This is a genomic window from Flavobacterium algoritolerans (assembly GCF_030010385.1).
Classification (GTDB): domain Bacteria; phylum Bacteroidota; class Bacteroidia; order Flavobacteriales; family Flavobacteriaceae; genus Flavobacterium; species Flavobacterium algoritolerans.
Map to the genome: position 1 here is coordinate 330,238 of NZ_JASCRZ010000002.1, position 15,864 is coordinate 346,101.

Sequence of the window (15,864 nt, forward strand, 5' to 3'; positions counted from 1 at the left end):
ATAACCAACTCAAAAAAAGCTTCTGTAAACAGAGGCTTTTTTTATGCCTTTTATTTGATAAATCTAATTATATTTGGATATAAAATACCACATTTTGAAAGCAAGAATTACATCAATAATCCTACTCTATTTTATCTCATTCCAACTTTATTCACAGGAATTACTCCCTTTTGTAGAGAATTACAGCAAATCAAATTATCAAGGAGATAATCAGATTTGGAGTGTTGCACAAGGAAATGATAACGCCATGTATTTTGCCAATAATTATTATTTATTGCGGTATGACGGTGTAAAGTGGGAGAAAAATAGCTTGCCAAACAAAACAATTATTCGCTCCGTAATGGTTGATGGTGACCGCATTTATACCGGTTCTTATAAAGAATTTGGGTATTGGTTCCGAAAAGAAGGAAAGATGCATTACGTTTCTATTTCTAACTCCAATAAAACTAAAGTTTTTGACGACAGTGATAATGAAGAAATTTGGAAGATATTTAAATTTAATAATAAAATCTACTTTCAGTCTTTTAATGGGCTTTTCCAGTTTGACGGAAAAGTAATTAAAGAAAGTAAATTTGATTTTCTGGTTTCCTATTGCTTTCCGGTTGGTAATGAATTATTGGTTGCTTCGGTAGAAAAAGGAATTTATAAAATGAAGAATTCCAAGTTTGAAAAGATAGAAGGATGGTCCGTTTTAGAGAACAACGTCATCCATGCTATTGAAAAAAACAAAAACAAAACGTATTTTTTTACTAAAAAAAATGGGGTTTATGTGGAAGAAAATGGTATTCTGAGTGCTTGGAAAAGTGCATTAAATGATATCTTGAAAGCAGCAAATATCAACGTCGCCAAATTCATTAAAAACAATAAATTAATCATAGGAACGGCTAATAAAGGGGTTTATATTTTTGATTTGAATTCTGGTTCGTATAAAAACATCAATCGAAATAATGTGTTGATGAACAATTCTATTTTGAGTATTGGCCTGGACAAAGAAAATGATTTGTGGTTGGGGTTAGACAACGGAATTGCTCATATCGAGGTTAATTCCCCTATTTCTATTTTTTATGATAATTCAGGGATTTTAGGTTCCGTTTATTCCGTGGCAAGTACTCCAAAAGGCTATTTGATGGCTTCTAATCATGGCGTTTTTAAATATGAAGACAAAGTGCTTTCGTTAATTCCTAATACGCAAGGGCAAGCTTGGAACATCAGTAAAATAAATAATAAATACCTCATAGGCCATAACGAAGGCACTTTTATATACGAGAGTGGGTTGTTTTCTAAATTAAGTACTATAAACGGAGGTTGGAATTTAGTCAAAAGCAGCATTAATAATTCCTATTTGCAATCAACATACAGCGGCGTAATCATTTATAATGACAGTAATGATTTGAATCAAAACATAGTTATAAAAGGAATATTGAAGCCTATCAAATATGTTGCGCAAAACCGAAAAAACGAAATTTGGGCAGCCGATAACAATAGAGGTTTGTATCGAATTCTGTATAATGATGCATACGAAACAACTGACATCAAGAATGTCACCCAGCACAGCAAAATAAGCAATGATTTTGGAGTGAAAATATTTGAGTTCAGAAATGAAATCTTGTTTTTAATCAATAAATCGTGGTACACCTATAATTCAATCACCAATCAATTAGAAGAAAATGAATTGTTTAATACTAATTTTAAAAATGTATCAAACATCGTTTCTATTGATGAAAATCACTTTCTGATACTGCAAGAAGGGCTTTTATATCATATTTATGCGCATGACAATAAATTTATCCGCACTATTATTCAAGAGAAATATTACAAGGGAAAAATCATTAATGACAATGTAAAAGTTTTCAAAAACAAAGATAATTACCTGTTGAATCTGGATGATGGTTTTATCTCGTTGCAATTAAAATATGCGAACAAGAAAGCATCAAATATAAGTGTTGAAGCCTTTGTAAATGATGATTTGGTTAAAAATAACTCAAAGATTCCATACAATTCGGAGCTTCGCATACATGTAATATCAGGTGTTTTTGGAGCAACAAGACCTAATTTATTTTATAAAATAAATGGTACCAAAGAATTTATTCCTGTAAATGAAGGTTTGATTGTTTTGAATAATTTAAATAGCGGTTCCAATGAGATTACGGTTTACCTTCACGACGGATTGAATTATGATAAAATTTCCAACTTTCAATTTATTGTGGCCAAACCATGGTATTTTTCTCTTTGGATGATTTTATTATATCTGATAGTGATTGGTGGTATATTGTATCTGTATTACAAATGGAATAAAATGCGATACATTCAGAAACTGGAGTTGCGTGATGAAGAATTAAAACATCAAAAGAAAATTCTGGAGATGGAATTAAAGGCCGAAAACGAATTGAATATTCAAGAATATGAAAAACATATTTTAGAACTGGAATTGCAATCGAAGTCCTCAGAGGTTGCCGGAAAATCACTTTCGATTGCGAAACAAAGTGAAATGATTGAAAATATTCAAAGTATTCTGGATTCTGATATGGATTTTAATAAACTAAAAAGTGAAATCAAAAAAGCCATAAAAATCAATGCTGTTAACAAACATGAATGGGAAACATTTGAAACAAATTTGAATCAAATTCACAACGAATTTATAATTAACCTTTCAAAAAAATATCCAAACCTAACTTCGAAGGATATTAAGCTCTGTATTTACTTAAAAATGAATCTTTCGTCTAAGGAAATTGCACCCATGATGAATATTTCTTTCAGAGGTGTAGAACTCCACCGCTACCGCTTAAGAAAGAAATTAAACCTTGTTCAGGATGAAAACCTCTCTAAATTTTTATTAACTGTATAAATAAGCTTTATTTTTTATAGATAATATATTATTTCAGTGTATTTATTACGGAATCACAACACATCATTACTACATCATATAGATGTAGTGTAGTATCTCGTAACCGCTCTTATAGGCAGTAATACATAGATTTATGATCTTGTTTTGCTGTTTTGATGTATTCGTGTAGTATCGCCGTTTTGCTTACTATAACGTTGTAATTATTTACTTTGGCTCCACTAACTTTAACAAATCATTATTATATGAGAAATATTATTTTTAGCTTTTTAGCACTCATTTTACTACCGGCATACATGTCTGGACAAGTAATTAAGGGAAAAGTATTAGATAAGGATGGAATTGGGATTCCGGGAGCCATGATAGTCGCGGCTGATTCTAAAACTTCAACTGATACCGATTTTGACGGTAATTTTAATATCAATGCCAAAGTAGGAGAGGTATTAAAAATTAGCATGGTAGGTTTTGATGCTGTATCTGTTTCTGCAACAGCAGCACCCATGAGTATACAATTGCAAGAATCCAAAGACACGGAATTAAAAGAAGTGGTTATTATTGGGTACGGAACCAGAAAAAAAATTGATAATACTACGGCAATTACTTCATTAAAAGCAGAGGAAATATCTAAAACCAAAGTATTGAATGCTTCGCAAGCCATACAAGGTAAAGCGGCGGGTGTTCAGGTAATTTCTTCAGACTTACCAGGAAGTACTCCTTCAGTAATTATTAGAGGTTTAGGTACCGCTTTAGGTGGACGAACTCCTTTATATATTGTGGATGGTATGCCTACGGAGAATATCAATAACGTTAATACGAATGATATTACTTCGTACGAAATTTTGAAGGATGCATCTGCATTAGCAATTTATGGAACCAGAGCTGCCAATGGTGTAATTATTATTACGACTAAAAAAGGTAAAGGAGATAAGGTTTCTGTAGAATTTGAAAGTTTTGCAGGTTTTAGAGCGCCTTTGAAAAAAGTAAAAATGGCAGGAAGTAATAAGTACTCACATTATTCGAATTCTGCTTTACAAACCACAACTTTTTCACAGGATCAACCTGTTAACACAGATTGGTTTGATGCCATTACCAGAACAGGTTCATATACTCAAAATAACGTTTCGGTTTCTGGAGCATCGGAGAATATTAAATACTTCTTCAGTTTAGGAAATTATCAAGAGAAAGCAATTCTTAACGGATTGGATTACAGTCGTACTACTTTTAGAAGTAATAACGAATTCAAAATTTCTAAAAAACTGACTTTAAATCAAAATTTCAGTTTTGGTTCAGCAAATTCAACACCAAAACCATTAAGCGCTTTTACTAACGCTTACAAACAATCTCCAATTGTTCCTGTTCGTTTTTCAAATGGACAATACGGTGTTTCTTACGTTGGTGCTGACGGTTTTGCTGGCACTTCAGGTTCTTCTTTTAACAATGTTGGAAATCCTGTAGCACAATTGGATTATTTTGATGAAGAGCAAAGAAGCATAACCCTGCAAGGTGGTTTGAAATTAGATTATGATATTTTAAAATCATTAAAATTCACCTCACAGTTTAACGGGGAATATTATTCTTGGAAAAATTACAATTTCGAAGACACAAAAACAATTTGGCAGTCAAATAATAATCCTGGTCAGTTAAGCAGTATTATTTATCCAGCGGATAAAAATATTAATTTATTGACAAAAGGCAGAAATCAATATTTCAATTGGAACCTATCTAATTACTTGACGTACAATAAAGTTTTTGCTGATATTCATGATATTGAATTAACAGCAGGGATCGAAACTTCTGTTAGAGGCGCTAGAGAACAATTGACTGTCGCCAGAAAAAATGTAAATGCAGATTCAAATTACTGGTCATTAGCAGGTGTTGATTATGTAGGAACGGTTGTTAATTACAGAGATGAGGTTTTTAATGAAAATAAAATAGCTTCTTATTTTGGTCGTTTCCAATATAAATTAATGGACCGATACTTATTTACAGGTACAATCAGACGTGATGGTTCATCAAATTTTGGTAAAGATTATCGTTGGGGAACTTTTCCGGCCTTTGGTTTAGGATGGGTTATCACCAAAGAAGAGTTTATGGCTAATGCAAAAGGAATAGACTTATTGAAATTAAGAGGAGGCTGGGGTAAATTAGGAAACCAAAATGTACCTCTTAACAACCAAGCATATAGTTCTGGTCTTACGTATTATTTAGGAGGTTCTATATTGAACGAAGGTACCACCATCAATTCTCAAGTAGATCCAAGTTTATCATGGGAAATTACTGAAGAAACGTCTGCAGGTTTAGATTTTGAATTATTGAACAACAGATTGAAAGGATCATTTGATGTGTATGATAAAACAACAACAAATGTTATTTTAAACACAAGACCATACATAACTTCTGGTATAAGTAATTCTTCACCGGCACATGTTGGAGAAGTGTCTAATAAAGGATATGAGATTGCTTTGCGTTGGGACGATAAATTAACCGATAATTTAAGTTACTGGGTTGGAGGGAATTTCTCTAACAACAAAAATGAATTGACAGGCTTGAAAGATGCTACGCTTGCGCCAATTACAGGTGGAGATTTAGGAAATGGACAATGGACAAAATTATTAGATAATACTTCTGTTGGGAAACCATTAGGTAGTTTCTATATGTATGAGTATGCTGGTTTTGATGCTACAAATGGGAAAATGTTGTACTATACTGCGACAGGAGCCAAAGTGACTCAAGATGCTTTAGATGCGAATGCTGATAAAAAATACGTTGGTTCTATTTTACCAAATTCAACGTATGGTGTTACTTTAGGAATGAACTATAAAAACTTTGATTTCTCAGTAGATGGATACGGTACTTCTGGTGCTAAAGTGTACAATGGTAAAAAAGCACAACGTTTTACAGGAGAAAATATTGAAGATTCATTAGCAACAGATTTTTGGACAGTAAACAATACAACTGCTTCAAAACCTGGTCCGTTTAACCAAGTTCCTGTAGCATCTACTTACTATTTAGAATCTGGGGATTTCTTTAGAATCAACAATATTACTTTAGGATATAAAATTCCTTTGAAAGGAGAATTTTTAAATTCTTGCAGAATATATGTAAATGCTATAAATCCATTTATCACTCAAAAATTCTCAGGTTTCTCTCCGGAACTAAATGGTAATGGAGATCCTTATGGAACACAAGGTATTGAGTTGGATGCATACCCAACATTAAGATCAGTTGTTATTGGTGCTAATTTAAAATTTTAATACAATGAAAAAGATATATATATCAATTTTTGCGCTATCCGCATACTTTTTCTCGGGATGTTCAAACGACTATTTAGATGTGGATCAAACAGAATCTATTTCTACAAAAGACATTGAATTATTCAATAATGATGCAGGAGCAGCCACTTTTGTAACAGCAATCTACAGTAAGTTTTTAGATTGGAACATGACTTCATTTTCTTGGATTGGGTTGTCAAGTATTGCTTCTGATGATGCTGACAAAGGATCGTCTCCAGGAGATACAGGTTCCGATAAAGATTTAATGGATGCCCTAACCTATAACGCTTCAACGCCATCTACTAGTGAGATTTTTGCAGCTAATTACGAAGGAATTAACAGATGCAATCAAGCATTAAGTATTATCCCGCAATTAGATAAAGCAGATCCTGCTTTACGAGCAAGATTATTGGGAGAAGCTAAGTTTTTGAGAGCTTTTATGTATTTTACTTTGGTGAAAACCTATGGAGGTGTTCCAATTATCGATCATTTACCAAATCCTTCTTCAGAAGAAGACAGAGTTATGCAATTAACGCGTAAATCAAGTGCCGAAGTATATGCTTATATCGAAAGTGATTTGAATGATGCTATTGCGATATTGCCAAACAAATCAGAATATGCGGCTTCTGAAAAAGGAAGAGCTTCAAAAGGAGCTGCCTACGCTTTATTGGCAAAAATAAATTTATACCAAAAAAACTGGCAGAAAGTAGTGGACAACTGTAACCTGGTTACAGGATATGCTATCGTTTCAGATTATGCTTCTATGTATAAATTGGCAGGAGAGAATGATGCCGAATCTATCTTTGAAATCCAAGGAACAGGTTCTGTGCCAGCCAAAGGAATTTCAGGATATTCTAATACACAAGGTGCTCGTGGTGCCGGTGGTTGGGGTTGGGGTTTCAACACACCATCTCAAAGTTTAGTAAATGCTTATGAAGCTGGTGATGTCAGAAAAAATGCAACAATCATTTTTGCAGGAACTACATTATACGATGGTAGAGTAGTACCATTGACTGTTGAAAATCCAAGATACAACTATAAAGCGTATTCATCTGCTTTCACAGATGGTTGGGAAACCGATGTGAATATCAAATATTTGAGATATGCTGAGGTGTTATTAATGAAAGCCGAAGCGCTTAATGAATTGAATCAAACTCCTGCTGCGATTCTTTTGTTGAACCAAATCAGAACAAGAGCTGGATTAGGGAACACAACTGCTGTTTCTCAAGGCGATGTAAAAACTGCAATTTGGAAAGAAAGAAGAGTAGAAATGGCATTTGAACACGATAGATTCTTTGATTTAGTGCGTACAGGACAAGCTGTAGCTGCTTTTGCTATTGATGGAAAAACATTTGTTGCAGGCAAACATGAATTGTTTCCATTGCCACAAGCTTTCATTACACAAGCAGGTGGATTGTCAACACAAAATCCTGGTTATTAATTTAAAAAAACAGTAAAATGAAAAAAAATAAATATATTTTCTTATTTGCTTCTGTTTTAGCTTCACCATTTTTTGTGAGCTGTAACGAGGATAGTATAGATAAAGTTAATGCCCCAATTGCTTATGAAGCAATTGGCGGGTATGAAAGTTCAGATGACGTTGCTGCCGCTAATTTAGTTACTAAATTTAGTTTTGAGAACAGTATTGCAGATTCAAAAAATGGAATAACTGGTGGAGTAGGTACAAATGTAACTTATGGAAACGGAATCAAAGGAATGGCTTATAAAGGATCTTCAAGTTCTTTTATTGCTTACAATGCAGTGGCGAGTTCTTTGGTTGATGTAAAAAGTATTACCGTTTCTATGTGGATCAATACAAATCCACACACAGGAGGAGCACAGTCATTATTTATGTTGCCAAAAACAACTGATTTCTGGGGAAATATTTTCTCATTGATTGAAGGTACAAGTCCAGCAACAACAATGTTAGTGAAAAATCACGTTCAAAAAGATGTAATGCCAAGTATTGCATGGTCTGGTCAGTTTATTGAGCATGGTGGTACAAATGTTTTAACGAATATGTTTGGAAAATGGAAACATGTTGTGTGGACTTATAGTGGAGCTAGTTCTACTTACAGCATGTACATTGATGGACAAAAGCTTGATTTACCCGCTTCAATCTCTAAGAGATATGCAAGTGATCCTCTTACCGGAGGTGTTGGTTATGGGGATCTTGCCAATTCGAATGTTTCAAAATTCATTATTGGAGGATTTCAACAACATTTAGGTACTCCATGGGGTGCTCCGGATGGTTGGATGTTGAATTATACCGGTATGATGGATGAATTCAGAATATACAATGCAGCTCTTTCTGATAATGAAGTTGTCGCTTTATTTAAATTAGAAAAAGACAACAGATAAAAAGCACTCTTACACACCTAGTTTTCCATAAACTAGGTGTTTTTTCAATTATTAATACTTTTATTTTATAAAAATGAAAAAGTACTTATACGGACTAATTTTTTTAAATCTTTTTATTTCTTGTTCCTCATCATCTCCTGAAGGGAAGGGTGGCGGAACTCCATTGCCAACGAGTCCGACAGTGCCCATAGTTCCTTTAACTGATACGGAAGCGATGGATCAAGTCCAAAAAGATGCTATCAAATATTTTTGGGAATATGCCGAAACCAATTCAAAATTGGCACGGGAACGTTACCTTACTGAAGATCCTAGTTTTGAAGCTAATATTATTACAACTGGAGGTTCAGGATTTGGTTTAATGACACTTATTGTAGGTGTGGAACGAGGTTTTGTACCAAGAGCCGAAGCCGTTTCCCGACTTACAACAGCAATGACTTTTTTAGAAAATGCAGAACGTTTTCATGGTGCATGGCCGCATTGGATAAACGGAACAACAGGAAAAGTAATCCCTTTTGGAACAAAAGATAATGGTGGAGATATTGTTGAAACTTCTTTTTTGTGCCAAGGATTGTTAACCGTTAGAGAATATTTTAAAAACGGAAATACCGCAGAAAAAGCTCTTGCTGCCAAAGCAGATAATTTGTGGAAAGGCGTAGAGTGGGATTGGTACACAAAAGGTGAAAATGCCATGTATTGGCACTGGTCTCCTAACTATGGTTGGGAAATGAATTTCAAATTAGAAGGTTACAACGAGTGTTTGATTACTTATGTTATGGGCGCAGCTTCTCCAACACATCCAATTCCAGCAGCAGCGTATCATCAAGCTTGGGCTCGTAACGGTGCAATTGCAAACGGAAGTTCTCAATATGGAATACCGGTAATTTTTAATTATAACGGGGCTACAGGAAATGTTGGGCCTTTGTTTTGGGCACAATATTCTTACTTGGGAATGGATCCTCGAGGATTGACAGATGCGTATGCAAATTATTGGACAGTAACACAGAACCATTCTAAAATCATCAATCAATATTGTATTGCTAATCCAAAACAATGGGCGGGTTATTCCGATAAATGTTGGGGATTAACAGCTAGTTACACCAGAAATCCCGATGGTACTACAGGATATACGGCACATCAACCGTTGAATGATACGGGAGTAATTTCGCCTACGGCAGCTTTATCCTCATTCCCTTTTACACCTGCGGAAAGCATGAAATTTTTGCATTATTTGTATGATGAAAAAAAGAGCTCTTTAGTTGGGATTGCAGGACCTTATGATGCCTTTTCGCCTCATTATAATTGGGTGACTCCACGTTATTTAGCCATTGATCAAGGTACAATTGTTCCCATGATTGAAAATCATCGTACGGGATTGATTTGGAAATTATTTATGCAGGCACCTGAGGTAAAAGTGGGTTTGAAAACATTAGGTTTTTCGTCCACTCAATATGGATTTTAAAATAAATTTTAGATGAAATGTAAATTAGCAATAGTCGCGTTATTATTTTCCATTGTTTCTCTTGCTCAAAGGGATGAAATTGGTAGTATAAAAACCGAAATCGTGCAAAAACGCGAATTAACTTTTGCTTTGCATATTCCAAAAAATACTAAAGAAAAAAAGCCGTTGATTGTTTTTCTTCATGGTTCTGGTGAAAAAGGAACCGATATCGAAAAAGTAAAAGCGCATGGGCCATTCAAGTATTTGAAAAGTCACGACTTAGATGCGTATGTTCTGGCACCGCAATGTCCTGAGAATGAATATTGGAATGAAGAAGTGCTCTATCGTTTGATTTTAAAAATTCAAAAAGAGAACAATATCGATAGCAACAAAATTTATCTTACAGGTCTTAGTATGGGAGCTTGGGGCGCTTGGAATCTTGTTTTTGCACATCCTGAAACCTTTGCTGCATTAGTTCCTATTGCAGGATATGTGGATAGAATTCCGATGATAGAGAATTGTAAAATCGCAGCCATTCCAACTCGGATTTTCCATGGTTTACTGGATGATGTCGTAAATGTAGAGTATTCGATTGCGATGTATAAAAAATTGAAAACCTGTAATACGAATGTGGCACTAACGATTTTTGATGATGCAAATCACGATAGTTGGACAAGAGTATATGACAACCAAGAAATTTATGATTGGATGTTCAAACAAACAAAAAACAGACAAAATGAAAATTAAACTTATTATATTCCTTATTGGCTTTTCACTTTTTGGCTACAGCCAAAAAAAGGCAACTAAAAAGGCAGTTACAATCAAACCTAAAACAGAATTCGTAGCTGAGTTACTTTCGAAAATGACTTTGGAAGAGAAAATTGGACAATTGAATTTGCCGACTTCTGGTGATATTACAACTGGTGCTGCCAGTAGTTCTAATGTAGCTAAAAATATCGAAGAAGGTAAAGTTGGTGGTTTATTCAACATCAAATCAGTTCAGAAAATAAAAGAAGTACAGAAAATTGCTGTCGAAAAAAGCCGATTGAAGATTCCGTTGCTTTTTGGAATGGATGTGATTCACGGGTATGAAACAACATTTCCTATTCCGCTTGGATTATCTTGTACTTGGGATATGAAATTGATTGAAAGAAGTGCTCAAATTGCAGCACAGGAAGCCAGTGCCGATGGAATCAACTGGACTTTTTCGCCTATGGTTGATATTTCTCGTGATCCACGCTGGGGAAGAGTTTCAGAAGGTTCGGGTGAAGATCCATTTTTGGGAAGCCAAATTGCAAAAGCAATGGTCAATGGATATCAACAAAATGATTTGTCGAAGAACAATACCATTTTATCGTGTGTGAAACATTTTGCTTTGTATGGCGCGCCAGATGCAGGACGTGATTATAACACGGTTGATATGAGCCGAATAAAAATGTACAACGATTATTTTCCTCCTTACAAAGCCGCTATTGATGCCGGAGTTGGTTCGGTTATGGCGTCTTTCAATGAAATTGATGGGATTCCCGCTACCGGAAACAAATGGTTAATGACTGATGTGTTGAGAAAACAATGGGGTTTCAATGGTTTTGTAGTGACTGATTTTACAGGAATTCCTGAAATGATAGAACACGGAATGGGGGATTTACAAACGGTATCAGCTTTAGCATTAAATGCCGGAATTGAAATGGATATGGTGGGTGAAGGTTTCCTTACTACTTTAAAGAAATCATTAGAGGAAGGAAAAGTGAGCATCGAACAAATTGATAATGCGGCTCGCCTTATTTTGAATGCCAAATATGATTTGGGTTTGTTCCATGATCCGTATAAATATTGTGATGAAAAAAGAGCTAAAACGGAGGTTTTTACAAAAAACCACAGAGCAGAAGCGAGAGCTATTTCAGCGCAATCTTTGGTTTTATTGAAAAATAATAATCAATTGCTTCCTTTGAAGAAATCAGGAACAGTTGCTGTTATTGGCCCATTGGCTGATGCCAAAGAAAATATGGCGGGTACTTGGAGTGTGGCTACTAATATGGATAAATCCATTTCATTAATAGCAGGAATCAAAGAAGTTGCCGGTGACGCTACAAAAGTGCTTTACGCCAAAGGAAGTAATCTGGATTATGATGCTGCTTTCGAGGAAAAAGCAACTATGTTCGGAAAAACATTGCACCGTGATAGCAGAACTACCGAGGAATTATTGGCGGAAGCCTTGAAAATAGCCAATCAATCGGATGTAATTGTTGCAGCTTTAGGGGAATCAGCAGAAATGTCAGGAGAAAGCAGCAGCAGAACTAATTTGGAGATTCCACAAGCTCAAAAAGACTTATTACAAGCATTATTGAAAACAGGAAAACCAGTTATTTTGGTTTTGTTTACAGGCCGTCCATTGGTATTGGTTCAGGAACATGAAACTGTTCCGGCAATATTGAATACTTGGTTTGCAGGAAGCGAAGCTGGAGCTTCTATCGCTGACGTTTTGTTTGGAAATGAAAATCCTTCCGGAAAATTAACGGCGACATTCCCAAGAAGTGTGGGACAAGTGCCTATTTATTACAATCAAAAAAATACAGGAAGACCTCTTGCGAACAAGGAAGGTAAATTCGAAAAATTCAGATCGAATTATATTGACGAAAGAAATGAACCTTTATATCCTTTTGGTTTTGGATTGAGTTATACCACTTTTGGCTATTCAAATTTGAAAATTTCATCTGATAAAATGAACTTCAACGAAAAAGTAATGGTTAGCGTTGACGTTACAAATACTGGAAATTTTGACGGGAAAGAAGTAGTTCAATTGTACATAAGAGATTTAGTAGGATCGGTTACAAGACCTTTAAAAGAATTGAAAGGGTTCCAAAAAGTATCCATTAAAAAAGGAGAAAAACGAACAGTAACTTTCGAAATTTCTGTTGAAGAATTAAAATTCTATAATTCTGATTTACAATTTATTGCTGAACCGGGTGCTTTTCAAGTTTTTGTAGGCACGGATTCCAGCACTGACAATAAAGTTGATTTTGTGTTGATTAAGTAAATGTTTGGTTTGTTTATTTATGATCAGCCCTTCGGTATTTATATCGAAGGGTTTTTTTATAAAAAAGTGTGTTTATAAAAATGTCACGAAAATTAATGGCTTTATTTGTTTTTTATAAATTCAGAAAAAATAATTTGCAAGATTTTTTTTGAATGTGGCATCAAATATTCGTTAAGAATCACGAAATTGCCGTTCCTATTGAAACCAAAAAATTCAAACCATCACCGAATTAAATTATGAGAAAATCAATTTTATGTGTTGCACTATTCCTTAACGGAATTGTTCTTTTTGCACAAACTAAAGAAGAACAAACCTTGAAGGAAATTTATAAATCATCCTTAACCAATGCCAAATGTTATCCTTGGCTAGAACATTTATCCAATAAAATTGGCTCTCGATTATCGGGTACAACCGGAGCCGAAAAAGCAGTTTTGTATACCAAAGCGCAATTAGAAACACTTGGATTAGATAAAGTATATCTTCAGGAAGTGATGGTGCCAAAATGGGTTAGAGGCGAAAAAGAAATCGCGTATTTACAATTTGGAAATCAAAAAATCAGTTTTCCAATATGTGCGCTCGGCGGCTCTGTTGCCACTCCCAAAAAAGGAGTACAAGCGACTGTAATTGAAGTAAAAAGTATAGAGGAATTAACAGCATTAGGGGAAGAAAAAGTAAAAGGGAAAATAATCTTTTTTAACAGACCTATGAACCCTGAATTTATTGAAACTTTCAAAGCTTACGGCAGTTGTGTAGACCAAAGATCATCAGGCGCGAGAGAAGCGGGGAAACTGGGTGCATTAGCCGTAATCGTGAGATCGATGAATTTACGATTGGATGATTTGCCACATACTGGAGGAACCAATTATGGAGAAATTTCAAAAGAACAGCGAATTCCTGCTGCTGCTATTAGTACAAATGGGGCTGAACTTTTAAGTAAAAGTTTAAAAGAAAAACCAAACGCTCCATTTTATTTAAAACAATCGTGTCAGACATTTGATGATGTTTTGTCTTATAATGTTGTGGGAGAAATAACGGGTTCTGAACATCCAGATAGAATAATGGTTGTTGGTGGACATCTTGATTCTTGGGATTTAGGGGACGGATCTCATGACGATGGCGCTGGATGTGTGCAAAGTATGGAAGTATTGAATATCTTTAAGAATATAGGATATAAACCTAAAAATACGCTTCGTGTGGTATTGTTCATGAATGAAGAAAACGGTGTTCGCGGCGGAAAAGAATATGAAGATCAATCCAACAAAAACAAAGAGAACCATATTTTTGCTTTAGAAAGTGATTCAGGAGGATTTTCACCAAGAGGTTTTTCAATTGATGCTGATGAAGCAAATTTCAATAAAATCAGTAGTTGGGCAACTTTATTCGAACCGTATTTAGTTCATAAATTTGTAAAAGGACATTCGGGTGTTGACATTGGTCCATTGAAATCAAATCATATCGTAAAAGCTGGATTACAACCAGATTCACAACGTTATTTTGATTACCATCATGCTGCAAATGATACTTTTGATGCTATCAATAAAAGAGAATTAGAATTAGGAGCTGCAACCATGGCTTCACTTATGTATTTGATAGATCAGAATGGAATTGTAAAATAAAAACACCCTAATTTGTGAAGGTGCTATATCCTATTTTTTTTCAATATTTGAAGGAAATAGTGAATGTAGCACCTTCATTTATTTTGCTTTCTACCGCTATTCGGCCACCTAAACTTGTGATGTGATTGTAAACCAGATACAATCCTATACCGTTACTGTCAACGTTACTGTGAAATTTTTCATATAAACCAAAAATCTTATCCTTCACTTTATCCATATCAAAACCTAACCCATTATCAGAAAAAATTAATTGGTTCACGCCATTATTTTTTCTGGATTGAATAGTAATTACGGGTGCTTGATGTGGTTTCGAATATTTAATTGAATTAGTTAATAAATTTAGAAAAATACTTTTAATGTAGGCCTTGTTGAAAGTAACATTCTCAAAAGCTGAAAAGTCAACATTAATAATTGCTTTTGAATCACTTACCAAGGAATTTATGGATGCAAGGACTTCAGCAAGAGATTCACTCAAATTTATTTCTTCAATTTGAGTGTTGATACTCTCATTTTCTACTAATTGATCAATAGAATCATTTAAAGTTTGTTTTAAATTTTCACTGGTTAATTTAAGGATTTCTACTAACTCCAACGTTTCAGGATCATTGATTTTAGAAATATCGATAAGGCTAAAGACCGAAAGCATATTATTGATAGGTGACTTTAAATCATGGGATGTTTTATGTGATAAAACGGTAAGTTCCTTATTGATTTGTGTAAGATTTGCAAGAAGTAAATTGCGCTCTTCTTCGACTTTCTTCTTATGAGTGATGTTTTTTGCAATCGCATACACTAATTTTTCTGACTCGACAGGCATGGATGTCCAAGATAGCCAAACAATCTCTCCGCTTTTAGTTAAATACCGATTTTCGAAATTTAAAAGGGGCTTGTTTTTATATACTTGCTCTCTGGTTTCGATTGTAATTTTAAGGTCTGGAGTATAAACAAAACTACTGATAGGTCTAGCGTATAATTCCTCTTCTGAAAAGCCTAATAATTTTGAAACAGCGGGATTTATTCTCTTGAAAAAGCCATCAAATCCTGCAATACAAATAAAATCAGCGGAGATATTAAAAAAATTATCAAAGTGATAGATCCCTTCTGAATCAGGATTACTTTTTTTTACAGTCATTGATTTTAGAGGTTACTTATCATTCGGATTTTGGGCAAATACAAATTTTATGAATTCTTTACTTTTGTTCTTTTGGAAAAAACTTAATATTCAAATTTAGCTAATAAATACTTATAATAAAAGCGATGCTAGAAACAAATTTATAATTAAAATTGAAGCATCTAAT

Annotated in this window: 9 protein-coding genes; 8 read left to right on the forward strand and 1 reads right to left on the reverse strand. The window is 34.4% G+C overall.

Annotated features, from left to right (window positions below):
- Positions 1-94 precede the first annotated feature (94 nt).
- The 8 genes from QLS65_RS07010 to QLS65_RS07045 all read left to right on the forward strand — a co-directional run bounded on the left by QLS65_RS07010 (position 95) and on the right by QLS65_RS07045 (position 14,566).
- Positions 95-2,845: a helix-turn-helix and ligand-binding sensor domain-containing protein gene (locus QLS65_RS07010; protein ID WP_282716184.1), complete on the forward strand. Its 2,751-nt coding sequence runs from the start codon at positions 95-97 to the stop codon at positions 2,843-2,845.
- Positions 2,846-3,087: 242 nt separating this feature from the next.
- Complete coding sequence (locus QLS65_RS07015) at positions 3,088-6,096, forward strand: SusC/RagA family TonB-linked outer membrane protein (RefSeq protein ID WP_282716186.1); 3,009 nt, start codon at positions 3,088-3,090, stop codon at positions 6,094-6,096.
- Between the two features lie 4 nt (positions 6,097-6,100).
- On the forward strand, positions 6,101-7,555 hold the full coding sequence (locus tag QLS65_RS07020) for a RagB/SusD family nutrient uptake outer membrane protein (protein ID WP_282716187.1): 1,455 nt from the start codon (positions 6,101-6,103) through the stop codon (positions 7,553-7,555).
- 17 nt (positions 7,556-7,572) lie between these two features.
- Positions 7,573-8,475 carry a LamG-like jellyroll fold domain-containing protein gene (locus QLS65_RS07025; RefSeq protein WP_282716189.1) on the forward strand — a complete coding sequence of 301 codons (903 nt, stop codon included), beginning with the start codon at positions 7,573-7,575 and terminating at the stop codon, positions 8,473-8,475.
- A 73-nt stretch (positions 8,476-8,548) separates the two neighbouring features.
- The gene (locus QLS65_RS07030) at positions 8,549-9,934 is read left to right on the forward strand and encodes a glucoamylase family protein (RefSeq protein ID WP_282716191.1); all 1,386 of its coding nucleotides are present in this window, start codon (positions 8,549-8,551) and stop codon (positions 9,932-9,934) included.
- 12 nt (positions 9,935-9,946) lie between these two features.
- Entirely contained in the window at positions 9,947-10,660 is a 714-nt protein-coding gene (locus tag QLS65_RS07035) for a carboxylesterase family protein (RefSeq protein ID WP_282716193.1), read from the forward strand.
- Positions 10,650-12,950: a beta-glucosidase BglX gene (gene bglX, locus QLS65_RS07040; protein WP_282716195.1), complete on the forward strand. Its 2,301-nt coding sequence runs from the start codon at positions 10,650-10,652 to the stop codon at positions 12,948-12,950. The genes QLS65_RS07035 and bglX overlap by 11 nt, the downstream gene beginning before the upstream one ends.
- Before the next feature lie 236 nt (positions 12,951-13,186).
- A complete protein-coding gene (locus QLS65_RS07045; protein ID WP_121342377.1) occupies positions 13,187-14,566 on the forward strand; it encodes a M28 family peptidase in 1,380 nt (459 codons plus the stop codon).
- 40 nt (positions 14,567-14,606) lie between these two features.
- Here QLS65_RS07045 and QLS65_RS07050 read toward each other — a convergent pair whose 3' ends face one another.
- Positions 14,607-15,698 (reverse strand): PAS domain-containing sensor histidine kinase, encoded by a 1,092-nt coding sequence (locus tag QLS65_RS07050; RefSeq protein ID WP_282716197.1) that lies wholly within the window; start codon positions 15,696-15,698, stop codon positions 14,607-14,609.
- Positions 15,699-15,864: the final 166 nt, after the last annotated feature.

What these genes read in the sequence shown, in the direction of transcription:
- QLS65_RS07050 (WP_282716197.1), bottom strand. Translation starts at nt 15,698, where the DNA reads ATGACTGTAAAAAAAAGTAATCCTGATTCAGAAGGGATCTATCACTTT.
- QLS65_RS07035 (WP_282716193.1), top strand. Translation starts at nt 9,947, where the DNA reads ATGAAATGTAAATTAGCAATAGTCGCGTTATTATTTTCCATTGTTTCT.
- QLS65_RS07015 (WP_282716186.1), top strand. Translation starts at nt 3,088, where the DNA reads ATGAGAAATATTATTTTTAGCTTTTTAGCACTCATTTTACTACCGGCA.
- QLS65_RS07030 (WP_282716191.1), top strand. Translation starts at nt 8,549, where the DNA reads ATGAAAAAGTACTTATACGGACTAATTTTTTTAAATCTTTTTATTTCT.
- QLS65_RS07045 (WP_121342377.1), top strand. Translation starts at nt 13,187, where the DNA reads ATGAGAAAATCAATTTTATGTGTTGCACTATTCCTTAACGGAATTGTT.
- QLS65_RS07025 (WP_282716189.1), top strand. Translation starts at nt 7,573, where the DNA reads ATGAAAAAAAATAAATATATTTTCTTATTTGCTTCTGTTTTAGCTTCA.
- bglX (WP_282716195.1), top strand. Translation starts at nt 10,650, where the DNA reads ATGAAAATTAAACTTATTATATTCCTTATTGGCTTTTCACTTTTTGGC.
- QLS65_RS07020 (WP_282716187.1), top strand. Translation starts at nt 6,101, where the DNA reads ATGAAAAAGATATATATATCAATTTTTGCGCTATCCGCATACTTTTTC.